This window comes from Azorhizobium sp. AG788 (assembly GCF_943371865.1).
In the GTDB taxonomy this organism is placed as follows: Bacteria; Pseudomonadota; Alphaproteobacteria; order Rhizobiales; family Xanthobacteraceae; genus Azorhizobium.
Genome location: NZ_CALRWL010000001.1, coordinates 86442 through 109776, shown reverse-complemented (window position 1 = coordinate 109776; position 23335 = coordinate 86442). Strand labels below are relative to the sequence as shown.

General features: G+C 66.0%; 22 protein-coding genes and 1 tRNA gene. 19 read left to right on the top strand and 4 right to left on the bottom strand.

Annotated features, from left to right (window positions below; genetic code table 11):
• The first annotated feature begins 69 nt into the window (after window positions 1-69).
• The 6 genes from AAG816_RS00480 to AAG816_RS00455 all read left to right on the top strand — a co-directional run bounded on the left by AAG816_RS00480 (window position 70) and on the right by AAG816_RS00455 (window position 6110).
• Window positions 70-1155, top strand: a complete 1086-nt coding sequence (locus tag AAG816_RS00480) for an ABC transporter ATP-binding protein (RefSeq protein WP_341987323.1) — start codon at window positions 70-72, stop codon at window positions 1153-1155.
• A 3-nt stretch (window positions 1156-1158) separates the two neighbouring features.
• Entirely contained in the window at window positions 1159-2076 is a 918-nt protein-coding gene (locus tag AAG816_RS00475) for an ABC transporter permease (protein ID WP_341987322.1), read from the top strand.
• 3 nt (window positions 2077-2079) lie between these two features.
• A complete protein-coding gene (locus AAG816_RS00470; protein ID WP_341987321.1) occupies window positions 2080-2880 on the top strand; it encodes an ABC transporter permease in 801 nt (266 codons plus the stop codon).
• A 29-nt stretch (window positions 2881-2909) separates the two neighbouring features.
• Window positions 2910-3686, top strand: a complete 777-nt coding sequence (locus AAG816_RS00465; RefSeq protein ID WP_341987320.1) for a DeoR/GlpR family DNA-binding transcription regulator — start codon at window positions 2910-2912, stop codon at window positions 3684-3686.
• Window positions 3687-3757: 71 nt separating this feature from the next.
• Window positions 3758-4747: a phosphotransferase gene (locus tag AAG816_RS00460; RefSeq protein ID WP_341987318.1), complete on the top strand. Its 990-nt coding sequence runs from the start codon at window positions 3758-3760 to the stop codon at window positions 4745-4747.
• Window positions 4748-4793: 46 nt separating this feature from the next.
• Window positions 4794-6110 carry an aspartate aminotransferase family protein gene (locus AAG816_RS00455; protein WP_341987316.1) on the top strand — a complete coding sequence of 439 codons (1317 nt, stop codon included), beginning with the start codon at window positions 4794-4796 and terminating at the stop codon, window positions 6108-6110.
• Window positions 6111-6770: 660 nt separating this feature from the next.
• On the opposite strand, the gene AAG816_RS00450 is transcribed toward AAG816_RS00455, so the two are convergent.
• Both AAG816_RS00450 and AAG816_RS00445 read right to left on the bottom strand, forming a co-directional pair.
• Window positions 6771-7091, bottom strand: coding sequence for a hypothetical protein (locus AAG816_RS00450; RefSeq protein WP_341987314.1), 321 nt, complete (start codon window positions 7089-7091; stop codon window positions 6771-6773).
• Window positions 7092-7415: 324 nt separating this feature from the next.
• Window positions 7416-7491: transfer RNA gene (locus AAG816_RS00445), tRNA-Phe, on the bottom strand.
• A gap of 306 nt (window positions 7492-7797) precedes the next feature.
• On the opposite strand from AAG816_RS00445, the gene AAG816_RS00440 reads away from it, so the two are divergent.
• From AAG816_RS00440 to glnT, 8 genes are all read left to right on the top strand, one after another.
• The gene (locus tag AAG816_RS00440; protein WP_341987550.1) at window positions 7798-8448 is read left to right on the top strand and encodes an XRE family transcriptional regulator; all 651 of its coding nucleotides are present in this window, start codon (window positions 7798-7800) and stop codon (window positions 8446-8448) included.
• A 106-nt stretch (window positions 8449-8554) separates the two neighbouring features.
• A complete protein-coding gene (locus AAG816_RS00435; RefSeq protein ID WP_341987313.1) occupies window positions 8555-8959 on the top strand; it encodes a DUF350 domain-containing protein in 405 nt (134 codons plus the stop codon).
• A gap of 16 nt (window positions 8960-8975) precedes the next feature.
• Window positions 8976-9608, top strand: coding sequence for a DUF1190 domain-containing protein (locus AAG816_RS00430; RefSeq protein ID WP_341987311.1), 633 nt, complete (start codon window positions 8976-8978; stop codon window positions 9606-9608).
• 9 nt (window positions 9609-9617) lie between these two features.
• Complete coding sequence (locus AAG816_RS00425) at window positions 9618-10778, top strand: glutathionylspermidine synthase family protein (protein ID WP_341987310.1); 1161 nt, start codon at window positions 9618-9620, stop codon at window positions 10776-10778.
• A gap of 145 nt (window positions 10779-10923) precedes the next feature.
• The gene (locus AAG816_RS00420; RefSeq protein WP_341987309.1) at window positions 10924-11823 is read left to right on the top strand and encodes a glutamine amidotransferase family protein; all 900 of its coding nucleotides are present in this window, start codon (window positions 10924-10926) and stop codon (window positions 11821-11823) included.
• Window positions 11820-12527: a protein glxC gene (locus AAG816_RS00415; protein ID WP_341987308.1), complete on the top strand. Its 708-nt coding sequence runs from the start codon at window positions 11820-11822 to the stop codon at window positions 12525-12527. Before AAG816_RS00420 ends, AAG816_RS00415 begins: the two co-directional genes overlap by 4 nt.
• Window positions 12528-12540: 13 nt before the next feature.
• On the top strand, window positions 12541-13878 hold the full coding sequence (locus AAG816_RS00410) for an FMN-binding glutamate synthase family protein (protein ID WP_341987307.1): 1338 nt from the start codon (window positions 12541-12543) through the stop codon (window positions 13876-13878).
• Between the two features lie 82 nt (window positions 13879-13960).
• The gene (gene glnT, locus AAG816_RS00405) at window positions 13961-15313 is read left to right on the top strand and encodes a type III glutamate--ammonia ligase (protein ID WP_341987306.1); all 1353 of its coding nucleotides are present in this window, start codon (window positions 13961-13963) and stop codon (window positions 15311-15313) included.
• A gap of 62 nt (window positions 15314-15375) precedes the next feature.
• Here glnT and AAG816_RS00400 read toward each other — a convergent pair whose 3' ends face one another.
• On the bottom strand, window positions 15376-15783 hold the full coding sequence (locus AAG816_RS00400; RefSeq protein ID WP_341987305.1) for a cupin domain-containing protein: 408 nt from the start codon (window positions 15781-15783) through the stop codon (window positions 15376-15378).
• Window positions 15784-15977: 194 nt separating this feature from the next.
• The gene (locus tag AAG816_RS00395) at window positions 15978-16979 is read right to left on the bottom strand and encodes a GlxA family transcriptional regulator (protein WP_341987304.1); all 1002 of its coding nucleotides are present in this window, start codon (window positions 16977-16979) and stop codon (window positions 15978-15980) included.
• A gap of 184 nt (window positions 16980-17163) precedes the next feature.
• Between AAG816_RS00395 and AAG816_RS00390 the strand changes: the two genes are divergently transcribed.
• The 5 genes from AAG816_RS00390 (at window position 17164) to purU (ending at window position 23285) form a co-directional block, all read left to right on the top strand.
• Entirely contained in the window at window positions 17164-18417 is a 1254-nt protein-coding gene (locus AAG816_RS00390) for a sarcosine oxidase subunit beta family protein (RefSeq protein WP_341987303.1), read from the top strand.
• Window positions 18418-18424: 7 nt separating this feature from the next.
• Window positions 18425-18691: a sarcosine oxidase subunit delta gene (locus AAG816_RS00385; protein WP_341987302.1), complete on the top strand. Its 267-nt coding sequence runs from the start codon at window positions 18425-18427 to the stop codon at window positions 18689-18691.
• A complete protein-coding gene (locus AAG816_RS00380) occupies window positions 18688-21651 on the top strand; it encodes a sarcosine oxidase subunit alpha family protein (RefSeq protein ID WP_341987301.1) in 2964 nt (987 codons plus the stop codon). The genes AAG816_RS00385 and AAG816_RS00380 overlap by 4 nt, the downstream gene beginning before the upstream one ends.
• Window positions 21644-22243, top strand: a complete 600-nt coding sequence (locus tag AAG816_RS00375) for a sarcosine oxidase subunit gamma family protein (protein WP_341987300.1) — start codon at window positions 21644-21646, stop codon at window positions 22241-22243. Before AAG816_RS00380 ends, AAG816_RS00375 begins: the two co-directional genes overlap by 8 nt.
• Before the next feature lie 172 nt (window positions 22244-22415).
• On the top strand, window positions 22416-23285 hold the full coding sequence (gene purU / locus AAG816_RS00370; protein WP_341987299.1) for a formyltetrahydrofolate deformylase: 870 nt from the start codon (window positions 22416-22418) through the stop codon (window positions 23283-23285).
• The last annotated feature ends 50 nt before the right edge of the window (window positions 23286-23335 follow it).

The window sequence follows — 23335 nt, the reverse complement described above, 5'->3', positions numbered from 1 at the left end:
ACATCGGCGCCGGCGGGCATCGCCCCCGGCGCCCCCGGGGCACCGCTTCATGCGGTCGAGAGATGTGACATGCTGCAGGACAAGGTGAAGCCGCCCATTCTTCAACTGGTCGGCGTGCGCAAGACGTTCAATGAGTTTGTCGCCGTCGAGCGCATCGATCTTGATGTGATGGACGGCGAGTTTCTCACCATCGTCGGCCCGTCCGGCTCGGGAAAGACCACCTTGCTGCGCATGCTCGCCGGCATGGATCAGCCCAGCGAGGGCAACATCACCTTGCACGGCGAACGCATCAACGATGTGCCGCCCAACAAGCGGCCCACCTGCCTGGTGTTCCAGTCGCTGGCGCTGTTTCCGCACAAGACCGTCGGCGACAACATCGGCTTCCCGCTCAAGATGCGCGGGGTGGACACCAAGACGCGCCGGGCGCGGGCACTGGAACTGATGGCCATGGTGCGCCTCCCGGCGAACTATCTCGACAAGAATGTCATGAAGTGCTCCGGCGGCGAGCGTCAACGGGTCGCGCTGGCGCGGGCGCTGGCCTATGACCCGGAAGTGCTGTTCTTCGACGAGCCGCTATCCGCCATTGACTACAAGCTCAAGAAGGTTCTGGAGAAGGAGCTGAAGGACCTCCACAAGGAGACCGGCAAGACCTTCATCTACATCACCCACTCGCTGGAAGAAGCCATGGTGATGTCAGACCGCATCGGCGTCATGCGCGCCGGCCGTCTGGTGCAGGTGGGCACGCCGGAGGAGATCTACAATCGGCCCGTGGATCGCTTCGTGTGCGAGTTCCTCGGCGAGGTGAACGTCATCGAAGTGGCAAAAGCGGCTGCGGACGCGCCGTGGCGGGGCTTGGACGTGCCCGGCATTTTTCAGGTCCGCCCGCCTGCGCCGGCCCCCCATGCGGACCACGCCTTCGTGGCGATCCGCCCGGAATCCCTGCGCTTCCTGGTGCCCGGAGAGACTGCGGAGAACCGCCTGCAAGGCATTGTCTATAACGAATACGCCCTCGGCTCGCGCATCCAGTATCAGGTGCGGGTGGGGGACAAGGTGATGCTGGTGGAGCTTCCCCGCTCCAAAGCCCTGCCCGCAAGCGCGGACCGCAGCGTGGTGGTGGGCTGGGACGCCGCCGACGCCATCACGGTGGAGGCCTGAGCCATGTCCGAGGCCTCGCTTCCCACCGCTCTGCTATCCGCGGCCCCGTCTGCGCGGGCGCGAACCGGGCGTTTCAACCTATCGGCGGGCGGTCGCTGCGCCCTGCCGGTCATTGTGCTGTTCGGGCTCGGATTTATTGCCCCGCTGGTTGCGATCTTCGCCTACTCCTTCGCGCAGCCCCGCACATTCTCGGTGTTTCGCTCCTTCACCTTGGTGAATTATGCGGACATTTTCAGCCTCTCCAACACCGTGTGGCTCTCATTCCTGTGGTCGCTGGGCCTGGCATTTGCCACATGCGCAGCGCTGGCGGTGATCGCCTATCCCATCGCCTATGGCCTCAACCGCGTGTTTGGACGCTGGTCGCCCCTGGTGTCGATCCTGTTCGTGTTTCCGTTGTTCGTGTCGGAAAACGTGCGGCTCTATGGCTGGGTGCTGTTCTTCATCAAGAATGGCGTGCTGGACGGTAGCCTGAAGGCCCTGGGCTTTGCCGGCGGGCCGCAGGTCCTCTACCAGCCGGCCATGATCCTGGCCGGGATGATCTATGTGTATCTGCCGTTCATGCTGTTTCCCATGACTTTGGGCCTCGCCATGGTGCCGCGCGACCTCATGGATGCCGCCCGCGATCTCGGCGCCAACCGCTGGCAGATCTGGCGCGAGGTGGAACTGCCGCTGGCCATGCCCGGCATCCTCATCGGCCTCCTGCTCACCTTCGTGCTGGGCATTGGCGCCGTGGCGGAAGCCAAGATCCTGGGCGGGCAATCGGTCATCGTCATTTCCCACGACATCGAGATCGCCTTCACCTATTCGCAGAACTGGCCGCTGGGATCGGCCTTGGCGGTGGTGGTGACCGTATTCATCGGCGCCCTCACCCTGGCGGTGTTCTCGCGCCTTGATCTCGACCGCCTGCTGGGACGTCGCTGAGCTATGGAACAGCACAAGGCCCGCACCCACTTCTTCATCTGGCTCTGGACCGCTTTGGTGGTGATCCTGCTCTATCTGCCCATCGCCTGCGGCGCCTTGGCCAGCCTGTCCAAAGGGCGCTATTTCGCCTTTCCGGTGCGTGCCTTCACCACCGAGTGGTGGGAACGGACCCTGGACTCCATCGAGATCGGCATGCTCGTGCGCAACTCCCTGGCCGTGGCCGCCCTGGTGACGGTGATTTCGGTGCTGCTCGCCTTCGGCGGCGCCCTGGCTTTTGCGCGCTACGACTGGCGGGGTCGGCGCCTGTTCCAGAAGCTGGTGATCCTGCCCATCTTCTTTCCCCAGCCGGTGCTGGGGCTGGCGCTGCTGTTATGGTTCAGCGCGCTGGGCGTGCAGACCTCCTGGATGACGGCGGTGCTCGCCCATCTGGTCTGGATCGTCCCGGTGGTGACGCTGATCATCGCCATCCAGGTCTACAGCTTCGATCCCGCCTTGGAAGAAGCCGCCTTCGATCTCGGCGCCAGCCGCTGGCAGGTGCTGCGCGAAGTCACTTTGCCGATCCTGTGGCCAGGCATCTGGTCGGGGGCGTTGTTTGCCTTCCTGCTGTCCTGGGGCAACTTCCCGCTGTCGCTTTACACCGCGGGCGCGGATTCCACCGTGCCGAAATGGCTCTACTCCAAGATGGTGGCAGGCTATAGCCCCATGGTCCCCGCGCTCGGCACCATGAGCACCCTGGGGGCCGCCACCGCGCTCCTGCTCGGCGGCGTCATCTTGTGGCTCTATCGGCGGCGGGCCGCGGCATGACCGCATCCCCCGCCCCCAGACGTGAGACGATGAAACGGTCCAAGACAGCGCGCCATGAGCGCATCCTCGCCGAGATGATGGCCAGCCCCACGCTGCGCGTGTCCGAACTGGCAGCGGAACTGGACGTCTCCACGGAGACCATCCGGCGCGACCTGCTGGAACTGGGCGAACGCGGCCTCATCAACCGCACCTATGGCGGCGCCGTGCGCCCGCTGGGCACCGAGCCCTCGGTGAGCGAACGCCATCGCATGATGGTGGAGGAGCGCGAGGCCATCGCCGCCGTTGCGGTGAAGATGCTGCGCCCCAATGAGGTGGTGGCCATCGGCGCCGGCGCCACAACCACCCATGTGGCCCGCCGCATGGCCGCCGAATGCCGCGACATCACCGTCATCACCCATTCCTTTTCGGTGGCCACGGTCCTGGCGCCCAACCCCACCATCTCGGTGCTCATGTGCCCCGGGCGCTATGATGGCCGCGAGGGCATGATCGTGGGCGCGGAGACCATCGAATTCCTGCAGTCCTACAATGCCAACTGGGCAATCCTGGGCGCCACCGGCATTACCGCCGAAGGCTTCTCCGACGCCTCCGCCGCAGCCGCCTCGGTCTATAAGGCCATGATGCACCGGGCGGTGCAGACCATGGTGGTGGCGGACCATTCCAAGTTCGATCAGCAGGCACTTGCCATCTGGGGACGCTGGCACGATGTGGGGCGGCTGGTCGCCGATGCCCTGCCGCCGGAGGCCATCGGCCGCGCCCTGCAGCGGGCGCGGGTCGAGGTCACCATCGCCCCGACGCGCGGCCGGTGAGGCCATGACAGGATCGCTCCACCGCACCGGCCCCCAGCCATGGCGTGAACCCGCGAACAAGGAGCGGACCCGTGCTCTATGACGGCGATTTCCTGACCGGCATCGAAAATGGCCTGCGGCAGGCATTGCCGCTGTGGGATGTGGCGCCGGGCACGCAGTTGCAACTGCTCACCATTTCGGAGAATGCCACCTTCAAGGCCAGCCAGACCGGCACCGGAGGCGACCTCGTCTTCCGGGTTCATCGGCCCGACTATCACACCCGCGCTGAAATTGAATCCGAGCTCGCCTGGATCGAGGCCCTGCGGGCGGCTGGGGACATTCGCACGCCCCGCCCCATCCCCCTGCGCGACGGTAGCCATATCGCCGATCTGAACCATGACGGCAGCATCCGCCACGTGGTGGCGTTCGAGTTCCTGCCCGGCCGCGAGCCGGCGGAAAGCGATGATCTGGCCGGCTGGTTTCACAAGCTGGGTGCCATTCACGCCGGCCTTCACACGCAAGCCCGGGCCTGGGCCCGGCCTGCGGGCTTTACCCGCAAGATCTGGGCCTATCACACCACGCTGGGCGCCACCCCCCTGTGGGGAGATTGGCGCGCCGGCCTTGGACTGACTAAAGACGGACGGGCAATCCTGGAGCGCACGGCACAGGTGCTGGAACGGGAACTGGCCGCCATCGGCACCAGTGACGATACGTTCGGGCTGATCCATGCGGACCTGCGGCTGGCCAACCTGCTGGTGGATGGCGACGCCCTGGCCCTGATCGATTTCGACGACTGCGGCTTTTCCTGGTTCCTCTACGATTTCGCCGCCGCCATCAGCTTTCTGGAGCACGAACCCTATGTGCCCGCGCTCATGGAGGCCTGGATCGCGGGCTATCGCACCCGTGCGCCTCTCTCTCAGGCGCAGGCGGAGCAACTGCCCGTCTTCATCATGCTGCGCCGCATGCTGCTGACCGCATGGGTCGCCTCCCACGCCGAGACGCCCACCGCCCAGAGCATGGGGGTGCCCTATACCCAGGGCACGGTCGCCCTCGCCCAAGCCTTCCTCGCCGCCCGCGCATGACGCGCCCCACGCCGCGCAGGCGGTCGGCAAAACCGGAACACAGTCGATGACCACCCAGCAGATCCTCTCCCTCAATGCCTTCCAGCCGGAGGAAGGCGTGGGGCTCGCGGACGACGTGGCCCGCCTGGTGGCCCGGCGGCAGCGGAGCTTCGGCGCTTCGTCCGTGCTGTTCTACCAGCAGCCACTGCACGTGGTCAGCGCGTCCGGCGCCATGATCCGCACCGCCGATGGGTCGGAGTATCTCGACCTTTATAACAACGTGCCGTCGGTGGGACATTGCCACCCCAAAGTGGTGGCCGCGGTGCAGGAGCAGGTGGCGCAGTTGAACTGCCACACCCGCTATCTGTTCGACAACGTGCACGACTATGCCGAGCGCCTGCTCGCCACCTTCCCGACCCCCCTGTCCAATCTGGCGCTCACGTGCACCGGCAGCGAAAGCAACGATCTGGCCCTGCGGATCGTCCGTCAGGCGACGGGCGGCGCCGGCTTCATCGTCACGGAAACCGCCTATCACGGCAACACCGCCGCCGTGACCGAGGTGTCACCCTCCTCCTACAAGCAGGGGACTCCGCCGCGCCACGTGCGGATGGTTCCGGCGCCGGATCCCCGCAACTTCCCCGGCGATCTTGGCGCCGGCTTTGCCGCCGCTGTGCGCGCGGCCATCGCCGGCCTGGAAGCGGACGGCATCCGCTTCGCGGGGCTGTTGGTGGACACGATTTTCTCCAGCGACGGCGTATTCGCCGATCCGCCGGGCTTCCTGAAGCCCGCGGTGGAGGCGGTGCATGCGGCGGGCGGACTATTCATTGCCGACGAGGTCCAGCCCGGCTTCGGCCGCACGGGGAGCGGCATGTGGGGCTTTGCCCGTCACGAGGTCGTGCCCGACGTGGTCACCATGGGCAAGCCCATGGGAAATGGCATTGCCATGGGCGGCGTGGTGACGCGGCCGGAGCTGCTGGCCGGCTATTGCGACGCTTTCGGCTACTTCAACACCTTCGGCGGAAACCCGGTCGCGGCAGCGGCGGGTCTCGCTGTGCTCGACGTGATTGCTGAGGACGGCTTGATCGACAACGCGGCGCAGGTTGGCGGGCACATCGCCGAACGGCTGGCCGCAGCCCGGGAGCGTTGCCCCGCCATTGGCGACGTGCGCGGCGCCGGTCTCTATCTCGGCGTTGAGATCGTCAGTGGGGATGCTCCCGATCCCGAAGGCGCAAAGCGTCTGATCAATGCGCTGCGCGACCGGCACATCCTGATTGGCGCCGCTGGAGCGCTGGGCCATGTCCTGAAAGTCCGCCCGCCGCTGTGCCTGACCTTGGAACAGGCGGATCGCTTCGTGGATACACTTGAGGATCTAATATCGGCCTGAATGCCCGGCGGAGGAGTCGCGCGCCGAATCCCCTTACCCTTCATCACAGCCCCGCCGAAAAGGCCCGGGCGCGCCCCATTTACGAGGGCAGGGCCATCGCAACTTGCACTACATGTAGCGGATCCCTGTTCGAACAGGATAAGCAGTCGTTGAATTCACCTCAGAAAAAATCAAACAGACTCATAATCTATACATTAATTTGATTAATGCAGATAAAGTGTGAATTATAGAAACTTGGACAGTATTCCCCGCATGCCCAGAACTTGCAAACCTGTCGAAATATAAGACACTCGAGCTCTGAGCTAATCATGCACGCAACACAAAGAGCCGACCAAAGCGTACCCATACGCCATTCGAATGAGGTACTCCACAAGACTTAAGTGGAGGCCTCACCACTCGCAACGACCACATTGTAACGGCCGCCCTCTCTCATCCAGATCAAGGACGAACGTCACATATTGGAAGAAGGCATGAAAAGTTGGTTATCTTTTCATAAAAAACAGACGCCACACAATTAAAACGGAACATAATACGAAAAATGCTCTGACTATTAATTCAATATTTCGCCCAACAAAAATGCCGTTATCTCTCAAAAATAAAAACAAAATAGATACCGCGACCGCACTACAAAATGCTGCGATAAAATAAATTACAACCATTCTAAAAAACGCCATAGCCAGTCCATTGTAAATTGAGATCGAACGAAATCACCAAACATTCGATCTTAAAAATAACGCTAATTCTATGGATCATAAATAGCCCGGTCAAGACAATCTGAACCTCACCGTTGGTGAATGGCGTGGTGAACATTACCAAACAACGGCAGATCCCTATCTTGCCTATTCTCGCGAAGGTCATTGAGCCTCCCCCAAGCTGGGAAAGATGACATTCGTCGTCACCGGGGGCGATCGGCCATTCACGACCAATGACTTCGGCAACTGCCCCCCCCCCAAACGCTGCGGCGAAGCCGGCCTTCCTCAACAGTCGGCGCCTGGACTCCGCTAGGCGGACGTGACGATCGCGGCCGAGAACGGCGGGACCAAGCACCAGTTCATGGCCGAGTCCGGTTCGGAGAGCCCAAAGCAGCCGGCGCTGTCCGCCCAGCGGTTGAATCGGAAGAAGTTGGCAGGCGTCGGAATGCCCCCCTGATCGAGCTGGGCAATCTTGACGGCATCCAGGATGTCGAGGACGCCGACCCAGCGGGCTTCCGCGAGGGCGAAGAGTGAACAGATTATCCTAACCTAGTGCCCAGGTTGGGATAAATCCGACCGTAAGTGTTTGATTTTTTTGACCTTCTAGAGGTCATGGTGCCCGGGGACGGAGTCGAACCGCCGACACTGCGATTTTCAGTCGCATGCTCTACCAACTGAGCTACCCGGGCATCCGCAGGAAGTCTTACGACCTCGGGGGAGCGGCGTGTGTATAGTCAGTTCGCGCAGGGCTGTCCATAGCCCGCTAATCGCCGAGGCGCTCCCCTGTGGATAGCCTCGCTCAGGTGTGGCGTGAGCGTGTCCGTTCAAGCCGGCGCCCGAAGGCGGAAAGCCCTGTAAGCCCGGCCGCACCGGTGCGAGAATTTTGCTTGCGTGCGGGCTCCCGGTGGGGCACCCCGAAACAGGCATCAGTTAAGGATGTAGGAGCGGTGGCGGAACGCAGACAGAAAATCGCTCTGGACAAGGGCGGGCAGCCCCTGGCCGGCGCGCCATCGCTTGCACCGGCCGATCCCGCGGACCTCGCCACCGGCTCCGGCGCTCCCGCTGCCAGCGCGGCGACCCTGGAACAGGCCCTGGGCGTGCAGGTGCGCGCCGTCCGCCGTCAACTGGACCTCACCGTCTCCGATCTCGCCAGCGCCGCCGGCATCTCCGTGGGTATGCTGTCGAAGATCGAGAACGGGCAGATCTCCCCCTCCCTCTCCACACTGCAGGCGGTGGCGCGGGCGCTCAATGTGCCGATCACCGCGCTGTTTTCCACCTTCGAGGAACGGCGGGATTGCTCTTATGTCCGCGCCGGTCAGGGGGTGGTGATCGAGCGGCGCGGCACCAAGGTGGGCCATCAGTATGAACTGCTGGGGCATGGCCTGGGCGGCGATATCGTGGTGGAGCCGTATCTCATCACCCTGACGGAGGAAGCGGTGCCCTACACAGGCTTCCGTCATGCGGGGGTGGAGTTCCTCTACATGCTCAGCGGCGAGGTGATCTATCGCCACGGCGACCGCACCTACCATCTACGGCCGGGAGATTCGCTGATGTTCGATTCCGGCTCAGCCCACGGCCCCGAGGATCTGGTGGTGCGGCCGATGACCTACCTCTCGGTCATCGTCTACAGCCGGGATCCGCGCTAAAGCGGTTTCCGGAGCAGTTCCAAAGCGGTCACGGGGCCTTGCGGCTCTTCCCGGACTCAGCCGCTTCCGCTAGACAGGATCCAGTTTCACAAGGTCACGGCCCTTCATGTTTGCGACCTATCTTGCAGGCTTTCCGGCCTTTCTTGGTTATTTTTCCATTTCCCTCATTCTCGTGGCCGCCTTCATCACCGCTTATTCCGCGACCACGCCGCACCATGAGTTCCGGCTCGTGCGGGCGGGCAATGGCGCGGCTGTACTCGCCTTGCTCGGCGCGCTGGTCGGCTTCGCGCTGCCGCTGAGGGCGGCCATGGGCGGCAGCCTGAACCTGGTGGACTTCTTCATCTGGGCGCTGATCGCGGCAGCGGCCCAGATCATCGCCTATTTCGGCGCCCGGATGATCATGCCGGACGTGTCGGAGCGCATCGCGCGCGGCGAGATGGCGGCCGGAACATGGCTCGGTGGCACGGCGGTGGTGGTGGGCATCCTGAATGCCGCCGCTATGACCTCGTAAGCTTCGGGCGGCACGCATGAAACGCTCTGACTTCATCGCCATCGGCGTCGTGTGCGGGGCCGCGGCGACAGCCCTCCTCTGGCACCGGCCAAATGACCCGGGGACACCCGCCGCACCGGAGGAGATGGTGTTCGCCGGCGGCTCCAGCGCGGTCGATGATTGCGTCGGGGCAGGCATCGGCAGGAACACCTGCGCCGCCGACTACCAGCGCGCGCTCGCGGCGCATCAAGCTCAGGCGCCGGTGTTCACCAGCGCCGAGGGCTGCCAGGTCGCCACCGACAGCACTTGCGAGGCCCGCCCCGCCGCCGCCGGATCGGGCGTCTCGGCTGGCGCTGTTTTCGTACCGGTCATGGCAGGCTTCGTGCTGTCCCCTCTCCGCGGCCAGACCGGCAGCGGCGCCTATGTCAGCACGCCGGTCTATGCATCTCGCACCACACGCGGCAGCTATCGGGCGCTTGCCGATCTGGGCCGGGACAAGGATGACCAATCGTCGGCCACCGGCGGCGCTGGCGGCGGTTGGAGCAGTAACGGAAAACGGCCGCGCCCCGCGACGCTCAGCCCCTACGCGCCATCTGCCGGTGCCAATGTGAAGACGTCGAGCGTGTCCCGCCATGGCTTCGGCAGCAGCGGTTTCGGCGGCGGCGGCTAGGAGCGGCAGATGCGGCGCCACCTCATCGAGGAACGCCCGCATTGGCGGGCGACGGCCGAGACGTTCGGCTTCCGCTTCGCCGACATGTACGGCACCAAATATTGGGACGAGTCGGCCATGATCGCCTTCACACTGGAGGAGATCGAGCGCCACATCGAGGACCCCTCCGGCGATCTGCATCAGATGTGCCTGGAACTCGCCGACCGGGCCGCGGCCGACGAGCGCCTGCTGGCGCGCCTCGGCATTCCCGGCGCCCATCATGCCTATGTCGCCGCCTCCTGGCGCAACCGCGCCCAGGAGCCCTCGCTCTACGGCCGCTTCGACCTCGCCTATAACGGCACCGGCCCCGCAAAGCTGCTGGAATACAATGCCGACACCCCCACCGGCCTCTATGAGGCGGCGGTGTTCCAATGGCTCTGGCTTGAGGATTGCGTACGCAGCGGCGCCCTGCCGCCAGGCACAGACCAGTTCAACTCCATCCAGGAGCATCTGGTGGAGCGCCTCTGCCTGATGCCGCAGACTTCCATCCTGCACGTGGCGGGCGCCGTGGACAATGTGGAGGATGGCGGCACGCTGAGCTATGTCGCCGATTGCGCCCTGCAGGCGGGCTTCCGGGTGAAGATGCTCGCCATGAGCGACATCGGCCTGGACGCGCAGGGGCGCTTCACCGATCTCGACGATCTGGTCATCGACCGCATGTTCAAGCTGCACCCGTGGGAATGGATGTTTGGGGAAGCCTATGGCGAGCACCTGGCCCAGTCTGACTGCGCGATGATGGAACCGCCGTGGAAGGCCATGCTCTCCACCAAAGCCATCCTGCCGCTGCTGTGGGAGATGTTCCCCGGCCACCCCAACCTGCTGCCCGCCTATTTCGAGGACGACCCGCGCGCGCAAGGCCTGCGCGATTATGCCCGCAAGCCGCTGTTCTCGCGAGAGGGCGAGAATGTCACGCTGGTGCGGCACGGCCGGACGGAAACCGTGGATGGCCCCCATGGCGCGGGCCGTTTCGTGGTGCAGGCGGCGACGCCCCTGTTCCAGACCCGGCACGGCCATGTGGTGATCGGCAGTTGGATCGTGGGAGATACACCCTGCGGCATCGGCCTGCGCGAGGACACCAGCGCCATCACCATGAACATGTCGCGCTTCATTCCCCACATCATCACGCCATAGGCGCTGGACGCGTGCCACGCCGGCAGGACCCTCGACGGCCTCCGCATGATTTTCTCCTAAAGAAAATTTTATTCTCATAATTGACGAGCAACCCAGACGGGGAGTACGACATCCCCATGGCCCTTCGGGGCGATGGAGAGGCGCCATGTGCGGCATTGTCGGCATATTCCTGAAAGACCCCGCGCTGGAGCCACAGCTCGGGCAGATGCTCGCGTCCATGCTGGGGGTGATGACCGATCGCGGGCCGGATAGCGCTGGCTTCGTGGTCTATGGCGCCGGCAAGGCGGACCATGTGAAGCTCTCGCTGCGGGCCACCGAGGGCTATGATTTCGCGGGCCTCGCCCGCAGCCTGTCGGTCATTGCCGGCGGCACGCCCGATCTTGCGGTGCGCTCCACCCATGCGGTCATCGAGATCCCCGCCACGGCGGAGGTGGCGGTGCGCGCGGCGCTGGCCAGCGACCATCCGGAGGTGGCGGTGGTGGGCTCGGGCGCCCGCATGGAAATCTTCAAGGAAGTGGGCCTGCCCAGCGACGTGGCCAGCCGCTTCGGCCTTTCCGGCATGAGCGGCACCCACGGCATCGGCCACACCCGCATGGCCACCGAAAGCGCGGTGACCACCGCCGGCGCGCATCCCTTCTCCACCGGCGCCGACCAGTGCCTGGTGCACAATGGCTCGCTTTCCAACCACAACGACCTGCGCCGCACGCTCAAGCGCGAGGGCCTGACCTTCGCCACCGAGAACGACAGCGAAGTGGCCGCCGGCTATCTCACCTGGCGCATGCGCCAGGGGGCATCGCTGGGCCAAGCGCTGGAAGCGGGCCTCAATGACCTCGACGGCTTCTACACCTTCGTGGTCGGCACCGAGAGCGGCTTCGGCGTCTTGCGCGATCCCATCGCCTGCAAGCCGGCGGTGATGGCCGAGACCGATCAATATGTGGCGTTCGGCTCGGAATACCGCGCTCTCGTGGATCTGCCCGGCATCGAAAACGCCCGGGTGTTCGAGCCCGAGCCCGCCACCGTCTATTTCTGGGACCGCGCCGCATGACCTCGCTTGCCACCGACATCACCTTCGACCTCGCCGGGGCGCCGCTGCGCGAGCTGAACGCGGCCCTGCACAAGACCGCCGGCGAGACCAATGCCCGCCGCTGGCAGGTGCTCAACCCCAACGGCCGCCATGCGGTGGCGGTCGGCATCAACGCGCCGCTGGAAATCGATGTGGCCGGCCACGTCGGCTATTATTGCGCCGGCATGAACCAGCAGGCCCGCGTCACCATCCATGGCAATGCCGGCGTCGGCGTCGCCGAGAACATGATGAGCGGCTTCGTGCATGTGAAGGGTGACGCCAGCCAGGCGGCCGGCGCCACCGCCCACGGCGGCATGCTGCTGATCGACGGCAATGCCTCCGCCCGCTGCGGCATCTCGATGAAGGGCATCGACATCATCGTGAAGGGCTCCATCGGCCACATGAGCGCGTTCATGGGCCAGGCCGGCAACCTCATCGTGTTCGGCGATGCCGGGGACGCGCTGGGCGACAGCCTCTATGAGGCCAAGCTCTTCGTGCGCGGCTCCGTGAAGAGCCTCGGGGCCGACTGCATCGAGAAAGAGCTGCGCGACGAGCACAAGGCGCTGCTGGCGGAAAAGCTCGCCGCCGCCGGCCTTGGGGGCACCGTCGATGTGTCGGAGTTCAAGCGCTACGGCTCGGCCCGGCGCCTCTATCATTTCCACATCGACAATGTCGATGCCTACTGAGGGGCCGAACACCATGACCACGCAGAACAACGTGCCCCGCACCCTGCCCCGTTTTTCCTCCACCTTCGATCCGCACACCTTGTCAGAGATCCGCCGCGCGGCGGCCACGGGCCTCTATGACATCCGCGGCGCCGGCACCAAGCGCAAGCTGCCGCACTTCGATGACCTCTTGTTCCTCGGCGCCTCGGTCTCGCGCTATCCGCTGGAAGGCTATCGGGAGAAGTGCGGCACCGACGTGGTGCTGGGCGCGCGCTTCGCCAAGAAGCCGATCCGTCTCAAGATCCCGATCACCATCGCCGGCATGAGCTTCGGCTCGCTCTCCGCCAATGCCAAGGAAGCCCTGGGGCGCGGCGCCACCGCCATGGGCACCTCCACCACCACCGGCGATGGCGGCATGACCCAGGAAGAGCGCCAGAGCTCGCAGACCCTGGTCTATCAGTATCTACCCTCGCGCTATGGCATGAACCCGGACGATCTGCGCAAGGCCGATGCCATCGAGATCGTCATCGGCCAGGGCGCCAAGCCCGGCGGCGGCGGCATGCTGCTGGGCCAGAAGATCACCGAGCGCGTCGCCGGCATGCGCACTCTGCCCGCCGGCATCGACCAGCGCTCCGCCTGCCGTCATCCCGACTGGACCGGCCCTGATGATCTGGAGATCAAGATCGAGGAGCTGCGTGAGCTGACCGATTGGGAAAAGCCCATCTATGTGAAGGTGGGCGCCTCGCGGCCCTATTACGACATCTCGCTGGCGGTGAAGTCCGGCGCCGACGTGGTGGTGCTGGACGGCATGCAGGGCGGCACCGCCGCCACCCAGGACGTGTTCATCGAGCATGTGGGCCTGCCCATCCTCGCCGCCATCCGCCCGGCGGTTCAGGCGCTGCAGGATCTGGGCATGCATCGCAAGGTGCAGCTCATCGTCTCCGGCGGCATCCGCAACGGCGCCGATGTGGCAAAAGCCCTGGCGCTGGGCGCGGACGCGGTCTCCATCGGCACCGCCGCACTGGTGGCGCTGGGCGACAATGACCCGGCCCATGAGGCGGAATATCAGGCCCTCGGCACCACCGCCGGCGCCTATGACGATTGGCACGAGGGCCGCGACCCGGCGGGCATCACCACCCAGGACCCGCTGCTCTCGGCCCGGCTCGATCCGGTGAAGGCCGGGCGCCGGCTGGCCAATTATCTGGCGGTGCTGACGCTCGAGGCGCAGACCATTGCCCGTGCCTGCGGCAAGAGCCACGTGCACAATCTGGAGCCGGAGGACCTGGTGGCCCTCACCATCGAGGCGGCCGCCATGGCCGGCGTGCCGCTGGCCGGCACCGAATGGATACCGGGCAAGGGCGGCGCCTACTGACCGCTCACCCCACCCGCGTCGCCTCCGGCGGCGCGGGCTTTGCATAAGCCGCTTCCAGACAACCTTTCCAGGGAACACAGACATGGCCCGGTCGCCGAAACAGGTGAAGGACACGGAAGGCCGCTCTGCCGCGGTCGCAGCCGACCTCGAAGCGCTCGCGCAGGAGCGCGGCATCAAGTATTTCCTCATTTCCTACGTGGACCTGTTCGGCGGCCTGCGCGCCAAGCTGGTGCCGGCCTCGGCCATCTCCGAGATGCAGAAGAACGGCGCGGGCTTTGCCGGCTTCGCCACCTGGCTGGACATGAGCCCGGCCGATCCCGATCTGTTCGCGGTGCCGGATCCCTCCTCGCTGATCCAGTTGCCCTGGAATCCGGAAGTGGGCTGGCTGGCCAGCGATCTGGTGATGGACGGCAAGCTGGTGGCCCAGGCGCCCCGCACCGTGCTGAAGACCCAGCTCGCCAAGGCCGAAGCCCTCGGCTACGAGATGAAGAGCGGGGTGGAGTGCGAGTACTTCCTCACCAATCCCGACGGCTCGGCCATCTTCGACGGCGCCGATACCGCGGTGAAGCCCTGCTATGATCAGTCGGCCCTGATGCGCCAGTATGCGATCATCAAGGAAATTTGCGACGCCATGCTCACCTTGGGCTGGGGCGCCTACCAGAACGACCATGAGGACGCCAACGGCCAGTTCGAGATGAACTGGAACTATGGCAATGCCCTCATCACCGCCGACCGGCATGTCTTCTTCAAATACATGGTCAAGACGCTGGCCGAGAAGCACGGCATGCGGGCCACCTTCATGCCCAAGCCCTTCATCAACCTCACCGGCTCGGGCTGCCATGTGCATGTGTCCATGTGGGGCAAGAACGGCAATGCCTTCTCCGATCCCAAGGGCGAGCTGGGCGTCTCGCAGCTCGGCTACCACTTCATCGGCGGCCTGATCCACAATGCCGACGCGCTCTGCGCCCTCACCAATCCCACGGTGAATTCCTACAAGCGCATCAATGCGCCGCGCACCGTCTCCGGCGCCACCTGGGCACCCAACACGGTGACCTATACCGGCAACAACCGCACCCACATGATCCGCATCCCCGACGCGGGCCGGTTCGAGTTCCGCCTCGCCGACGGCGCGGCCAATCCCTATCTGCTCCAGGCGGGCGTGCTGGCGGCGGGCCTCGACGGCATCGAGAACCAGCGCGATCCCGGCAAGCGGCTCGACATCAACATGTACACCGAGGGCCATAAGGTGCGCGGCGCCAAGCGCCTGCCGCTGAACCTGCTGGATGCCATGCGGGCGTTGGAGAAATCCCGCGTGCTGCGCGACGGGCTCGGTTCCGAACTGGTGGATGGCTATCTCAAGCTCAAGACCGAGGAATGGAATGCCTATTCCCGCCATCTCACCCAGTGGGAGCGGGACACCACGCTGGATATCTGAGGGCGACCTCGCCGCTCATCAGGCCCCCGGCATGCGCATGCCGGGGGCTTTTGTTTTTCAGGCTATTCCGGCGCCGGCGAGGACAAGGGCTTGTCCTTCTCCACGATGTAGGTGATGGCGAGGCGCACCTTCTCGCCCCCAACCTGGAAGGCATGGGGCACTTCGGGCGGGATCTGGAACCCCTCCCCGGCAGTCATGACCCGGTCCGGCTGCCCCTTCACTGAGAGCGTGCCGCCGCCCGCCACCAGAACGGTAGATTCAACGCCGGGATGGGTATGGCGCGCCACCTTCAGGCCGGCGTCGAACTCCGCCGTCATCAGGATGCAGACATATTTGTCGCCGGGATATTCCATCTTCTGGATGACGGTGCGCACGACCCCTGGCGTCTGCGCCACCGCATCCACACCGGACGCCACGATCCCCACCGCTGCGCAGACCGCGCAGGATACAAACCCTCGTCTGCTGAGCATGTCCCACTCCCTGTGTCCGCCGCTTGTCGCGGGCGACACGGCCCCGGCACTCACCCAGCCGAGACAGGTCTCGCGTGCGGTCGGTTGCTTCGTTGCGCGGGCCGCCGGCATCAAGACGCCAGGCTCCGCAACGGAACGCTAACCCGGTACCAAGGGACTGCCAAGCAGAAGGCGCGAGACGCCGTCGGCGGTTGCTACATGCCGGTGGCGGCGGAGGACGCAGGCTCCCGCTCCCCCTTCGGCGGGCTGCCGAACCGGACCTTATAGGCGCGCGAAAAATGGCTGGTGGAGACGAAGCCGCAGGCCATGGCCACCTGCGCCACCGGCAGCGCCGTCTGCTTGAGCAGCGCGCGGGCGCGGTCCAGCCGCACGGCGAGATAATGCGCCCCCAGCGTCTCCCCCAGATGGTCCGCGAACAGCCGCTCCAACTGGCGAACGGAGATGCCCGCCAGAGCCGCCAGTTCCTCACGCGTGGCGGGCTCCTCCAGCCGCGCTTCCATCTCCGCCAACACGGTGAGCACCTTGGCATTGCCGATGCCGAAGCGCTCGCGCGGCGCCATGCGCTGGGAGCCGGAGGCGGGGCGGGTCTGGGTGCGCAGGAACCATTCCGACACCGCATTGGCCAGAGCCGGGCCGTGATCGCGGGCGATCAGGTCCGCCATCATGTCCAGGGTGGCGATGCCACCGGCGCAGGTGACGCGGTCGCGGTCGATCTCATAGAGGGTGCGCGTCACCTCCAGATCGGGAAATTCCTCGGTGAAGGCCGGCAGATGCTCCCAATGTACGGTGCAGCGGTGCCCGGCCAATACGCCGGCCCGCGCCAGCGCATAGGGGCCGCCGGAAAGGCCCGCCAGCATCACCCCCTCATGGGCCAGCTTGCGCAGGAAGGTGAAGGTGGGCCGATGCCGGAAGCGGGTGGGATTGCCGCCGGCGCACACCACCAGCGCATCCAGCGCCATGGCATCGCCGATTTTGTGATCGGGCACGATGGCGACCCCATTGGACGCCCGCACCGCCTGCCCATCGATCGACACATGCCGCCAGCGATAAAGCTCGCGGCCCGACAAGACGTTGGCGGCGCGCAGCGGCTCGATGGCCGAGGCATAGGTCATCAGCGCAAAGTCGGGTAGCAAGAGAAAGCCATAGGTCTTCGGGGGACCTGCGGGCACGGGATTGGACACGTTTGCGCTCACCATCTGTTCTCGCCGCAATTCCGGACGCAAAACCGCTTCGCACTTTTTCTGGAATTGCGTGGATGTCGTCTTAAGGCAAAAAAGCGTCGCTTCCAGTCATGATGACACGGGCCGGATAAGCGATCCATAACCAACAGCGGCGCCGCACCGGTTCAGGTGGTCCCCGGCGCCCTTATCGGGATCGAAGATGCGCTATTCCGTCCTCAGCCTGCTGGCCAACGCCCTCACCGGGCAAAAGAGCTGGAAGCCCGCCTGGCGCGATGCCGCGCCCAAGCCCGCCTATGATGCCATCATCGTCGGCGGCGGCGGCCATGGCCTCGCCACCGCTTATTATCTCGCCAAGGAACACGGCATCCGCAATGTGGCGGTGCTGGAGAAGGGCTGGATCGGCTCCGGCAATGCCGGGCGCAACACCACGATCATCCGCTCCAACTACCTGCTGCCGGGCAATGAGCCGTTCTACGAATGGTCCATGAAGCTGTGGGAAGGGCTGGAACAGGACGTCAATTACAATTCCATGGTCAGCCAGCGCGGCGTGCTGAACCTCTATCATTCCGACGCCCAGCGCGACGCCTATGCCCGGCGCGCCAATGCCATGCGCATGAACGGCGCCGATAGCGAACTGCTCGATCAGGACGGCGTGCGCGCCATGTATCCGTTCATGGATTTTGAGAACGCCCGCTTCCCCATCAAGGGCGGCCTTCTCCAGCGCCGCGGCGGCACCGCCCGACATGACGCGGTGGTGTGGGGCTATGCCCGCGCCGCCGACCAGCTGGGCGTGGACATCGTGCAGAATTGCGAAGTCACCGGCTTCATCCGCGACGCGCAAGGCGCGGTGGTGGGGGTGGAGAGCAATCGCGGCCCGATCCGCGCCGGCAAGGTGGGCCTGGCGGTGGCCGGCTCCACCTCGCGCCTGACCAAGATGCTGGACATGCGCCTGCCCATCGAGAGCCATGTGCTCCAGGCCTTCGTCTCCGAAGGGCTGAAGCCGCTCATCGACGGTGTCGTCACCTTCGGCGCCGGGCATTTCTACATCAGCCAGTCGGACAAGGGCGGGCTCGTCTTCGGCGGCGACATCGACGGCTATAATTCCTACGCCCAGCGCGGCAACCTGCCGGTGGTGGAAGACGTCTGCGAGAGCGGCATGGCGCTGATGCCGCGCATCGGCCGGGTGCGGATGCTGCGCTCCTGGGGTGGCATCATGGACATGTCCATGGATGGCTCGCCCATCATCGACAAGACGCCCATTCCCGGCCTCTACCTGAACGCCGGCTGGTGCTACGGCGGCTTCAAGGCGACCCCGGCCTCCGGCTGGTGCTTCGCCTGGACGCTCGCCAAGGACGCCCCCCACGCCTTCAACGCCGCGTTCAAGCTCGATCGCTTCCGCACCGGACATCTCATTGACGAGAAGGGGGTCGGCGCTCAGCCGAACCTTCACTGAGGCTCACATGCGCATTCCCTGTCCCTATTGCGGGCTCCGCGACGCCCAGGAATTCGCCTATCTCGGCGATGCCACGGTGACCCGGCCCGATCCCGCCGCCCCCGGCGCGGAAGACGCCTTCCACGATTATGTGTATCTGCGCGACAATCCCGCCGGTGCCCATAAGGAATATTGGTATCACGGCGCCGGCTGCCGCTCCTGGCTGGTGGTCGCCCGCGATACCCGCACCCATGAGATCACCGGCGCCGAACCGGCGCGGGCGGTGGCGTCATGAGCCGCCTGTCCTCCGGCGGCCGCATCGACCGGTCGCGTCCCCTTAGCTTCACCTTCGACGGCAAGGCCTATCAGGGTTTTGCGGGCGATACGCTCGCCTCGGCGCTGCTGGCCAATAACGTGCGGCTGGTGGGCCGCTCGTTCAAATATCACCGCCCGCGCGGCATCTTCGCCGCCGGCTCCGAGGAGCCGAACGCGCTGGTGGAACTGCGCGCCGGCAAGCGCCGCGAGCCCAACACCCGCGCCACCACGGTAGAGCTGTTCGACGGCCTGGTGGCGCAAAGCCAGAATCGCTGGCCCTCGCTGGATTTCGATATTCTGTCCATCAACGGCGCCCTGTCGCCGCTGCTGAGCGCCGGCTTCTACTACAAGACCTTCATGTGGCCGGCGGCCTTCTGGGAGAAGCTGTACGAGCCCATCATCCGCCGCGCCGCCGGTCTCGGCCGCGCCGCCGAGGGCAATGATCCAGATACGTACGAGAAGGCCCACGCCTTCTGTGACGTGCTGGTGATCGGCGCCGGCGCCGCCGGCCTCACCGCCGCCCTGAATGCCGCGCGCTCCGGGGCGCGGGTGATCCTGGCCGACGAGGACTTCACTTTGGGCGGCCGCCTGCTCAGCGAGCGGGACGCCATCGACGATTCCCCCGCCAGCGACTTTGTGGCCAAGGCCACTGCGGAGCTGGAAAGCCTGCCGAACGTGCGCATCATGACCCGCACCAATGTGTTCGGGGTCTATGACGGCGGCACCTATGCGGCGCTGGAAAAGGTCAGCGATCATCTGCGCCTGCCGGCTCCGTTCACGCCGCGCCAGCGCTTCTGGAAGATCATCGCCAAGCGGGCGGTGCTGGCGGCGGGCGCGTTCGATCGGCCCATCGTGTTCGGTGGCAACGACCGGCCGGGCGTGATGTCGGCCCAGGCTTTGCGGACCTACGCGGTGCGCTACGGCGTGGCACCCGGCGCGGGCACCATCCTATTCGCCAACAATGACTATGCCTGGTCCGCCGCCCTCGATGCGGCGGATGCGGGGATCGGGCTCTCGGCCATCGTCGATGTGCGGCGCGCGGTGGACCCCGCCCTGGAGGCCCGCGCCAAGGCCCGCGGCACGCGGGTGATACTGGGTGGCGAAGTGATGGCCACCTCCGGCAAGGTGTTGTCCGCAGTGATCGTGCGCACCGGCGGGCGGGAGGAGAGCCTCCCGGCGGAAGTGCTCGCCATCTCCGGCGGCACGACGCCCAATCTCCACCTCACCAGCCATTTCGGCAGCCGCCCGACCTATGATGAGGGCCTCGCGGCCTTCCTCCCCGGCACGCCGCCGCCCGGCCTCAGCGTGGCCGGCGCCGCCGCCGGGCGCTTTTCGCTGGCCGATGTTCTGGCGGACGGTGCGCAAGCGGGCGCCACTGCGGCCACGGATGCCGGCTTCACCGCCGTCTCCGCCCCCACGCCCAAGGCATCGGACACGCCCACCGGCATTTCCGCCTTCTGGCATGTGAGCGGAACGCGGGGCCTCGCCTTTGTGGACTTCCAGAATGACGTCACCGTCAAGGACGTTACCCTGGCCCACCGGGAGGGCTATCGCTCGGTGGAACTGCTGAAGCGCTACACCACGCTCGGCATGGCCACCGACCAGGGCAAGAACTCCAACATGGCCGGCCTCGCCATCATGGCGGAGCTGACCGGACAGGGCATCGGCGCCACCGGCACCACCTTGTTCCGCCCGCCCTATAGCCCGGTGGCCATCGCCGCCATCGCCGGCCACCATCGCGGCAAGGACTTCCGCCCCACCCGCCCCACCCCGACCCATGCGTGGGCGCAGGAGCAGGGCGCGGTGTTCGTGGAAGCCGGCCAATGGCTGCGGGCGCAATACTTTCCGCAGCCCGGCGAGAGCGACTGGCTCGAAAGCGTGGTGCGGGAGGTGAATGCCACCCGCTCCGCCGTGGGCCTGATCGACGTCTCCACCTTCGGCAAGATCGACGTGCAGGGGCCGGACGCGGGTGCCTTCCTCGACCGGGTCTATATCAACACCTTCTCCACTTTGGCGGTGGGCAAGGCACGCTATGGCGTGATGCTGCGCGAAGACGGCATGGTGATGGACGACGGCACCACCGCCCGTCTGGCCGAAAACCATTTCATCATGACCACCACCACGGCCAATGCCGCCAAGGTCTACCAGCATCTGGAATTCTGCCTCCAGGTGCTGTGGCCGGAGTTGGACGTTCAGCTGGCGTCGGTCAGCGAGCAATGGGCGCAGATCTCCATTTCCGGCCCCCGCTCCCGCGACGTGCTGGCCCAAGTGGTGGATGCCCCGCTCGACGTCTCCAACGCCGGCCTGCCCTATATGGGCGCGGTGCAGGGCACGGTAATGGGCGGGGTCAAGGCGCGCATCTTCCGGCTCTCGTTTGCCGGTGAGCTGGGCTACGAGATCGCGGTGCCCGCCAGCCATGGCGAGGCGCTGACCCGGACGCTGATGGCGGCGGGCGCCCCGTTCGGCATCACCCCCTATGGCACCGAAGCCCTGGCGGTGATGCGGGTGGAGAAGGGCCATGTCTCCGGCAGCGAGCTGAACGGGCAGACCACCGCCCGCGACCTCGGCCTCGGGCGCATGGCCTCCACCAAGAAGGACTATATCGGCCGTGTTCTCTCCGGACGGCCCGCCATGGTCGATCCCGAGCGCCCGATCCTCGCCGGCTTCAAGCCGGTGGATACGACCAAGCGCATTCGGGCCGGCGCCCACTTCGTCGGTCTCGGCAAGCCGGGCACCGTGGAGCATGACGAAGGCTATATGACCGCGGCGATCTTCTCGCCCACCCTCGGCCACTGGATCGGCCTCGGCCTCATCCAGCGCGGCACCGAGCGCCATGGCGAGCGGGTGCGCGCCTATGATCCGGTGCGCGGCGAGGATATCGAAGTGGAAATCTGCGATCCCGGTTTCGTGGATCCGAAGGGGGAGCGGCTCCGTGGCTGATGTGTTGGAATTTCTCCCCGTCACCCGCTTGGTGCCCGCCGGGCGCCATGGCCGGGCCGACGGCGCCGCGGGCGTCACCGCCCGCCTGATCGCCGATACCGCGGCGGCCACCGTCGTCGCCCGCCGGGGCATCACCCCCGATGGGGCAGCGCTCGCCCTCTCGCTGCCGGCGGGGCCGAAGGCGGTCTTCGCCGAAGGCCTCACCGTGATCGGCACCGGGCCGGGCCGCTGGCTCGCCGTGGCCGACGCCATCAGCGGCGATGGGCTGCAGCACCAGTTGGCCGGGGCGCTGGGCACCCAAGCCGCGCTCACCGACCAGAGCGACGCCCTGCTGATCTTCGAGATCAGCGGCCCGCAGGTCCGCGAGGCGCTGGCCACCCTGTGCACGATCGATCTGGATCCGATCGCCTTCGCGCCGGGCGATGCGGCGACCACCTCGATGGCCTTCGTGGGCGTGACCCTGTGGCAGACCGACGCCGCGCCGGTCTATCGCTGCGCCGTCGCCCGCTCGTTCGCGGCCGCATTCCTGCGGGCGCTTACCGCCGGGGCGTTGCAATATGGCTTCGACCTGGAGGGCACCGGGCGAGGTTGATCGCGGCGCGGCGCGCGCGGCGTAGATCAACAAGCGCGAGCCGTGCCGTATCCGCCCCCTGCGGGCGCGGGCACGCTCGCCTCCCTTGTCTTCATCGCGGATCGCTTGCATCTACCGCGCGGCCACGGCAGCGCGGGCATGCAGCGGCGCATCTCATAGCGGACCCACACCCATGACCACGCCCACCCAGCAATTCATCCTCACCCTCTCCTGCCCCAATCGCCCCGGCATCGTCGCCGGGGTCTCCACCTTCCTGTTCGAGAAGGGCTGCAACATCCTGGAGGCGCAGCAGTTCGACGATACGGAGAGCGGCCGCTTTTTCATGCGCGTGGTGTTCAACGTGGTGGAGGGTGACGCCCGCGAGGCGGAGATCCGCGCCGCCTTCGGCGCGGTCGCGCAAGCATTCGGCCTCACCTGGACCTTGCGCGACAAGGCCGAGAAGCGCCGGGTGCTGCTGCTGGCCTCCAAGTTCGACCATTGCCTGGCGGACCTGCTCTATCGCTGGCGCATCGGCGAGATCCCCATGGAGATCGTCGGCATCGTCTCCAACCATCCGCTGTCGACTTATGCCCATCTGGATTTCGACGGCATCCCCTTCCATCATTTGCCGGTCACCAAGGACAGCAAGATGGAGCAGGAGGCGGAGGTGTGGCGCATCTTCCAGGCCTCCGGCGCGGAAGTGGCGGTGCTGGCGCGCTACATGCAGGTGCTGTCGGATGGGCTCACGGCCAAGCTATCCGGCCGCTGCATCAACATCCACCACTCGTTCCTGCCCGGCTTCAAGGGTGCCAAGCCCTATCACCAGGCCCATGTGCGCGGCGTGAAACTGATGGGCGCCACCGCCCATTACGTAACGTCCGACCTGGATGAAGGCCCGATCATCGAGCAGGATGTGGAGCGCATCAGCCACCAGGACAGCCCGGACGATCTGGTCCGCAAGGGCCGCGACATCGAGCGCCGGGTGCTGGCCCGGGCGCTGGCCTGGCATCTCCAGGATCGGGTGATCCTGAACGGCCACAAGACCGTCGTCTTTCGCGACTGACACCGCTTCGGGCCGGCGGGCCCCGCAGCGGGGCGCGGACGGGACAAAAG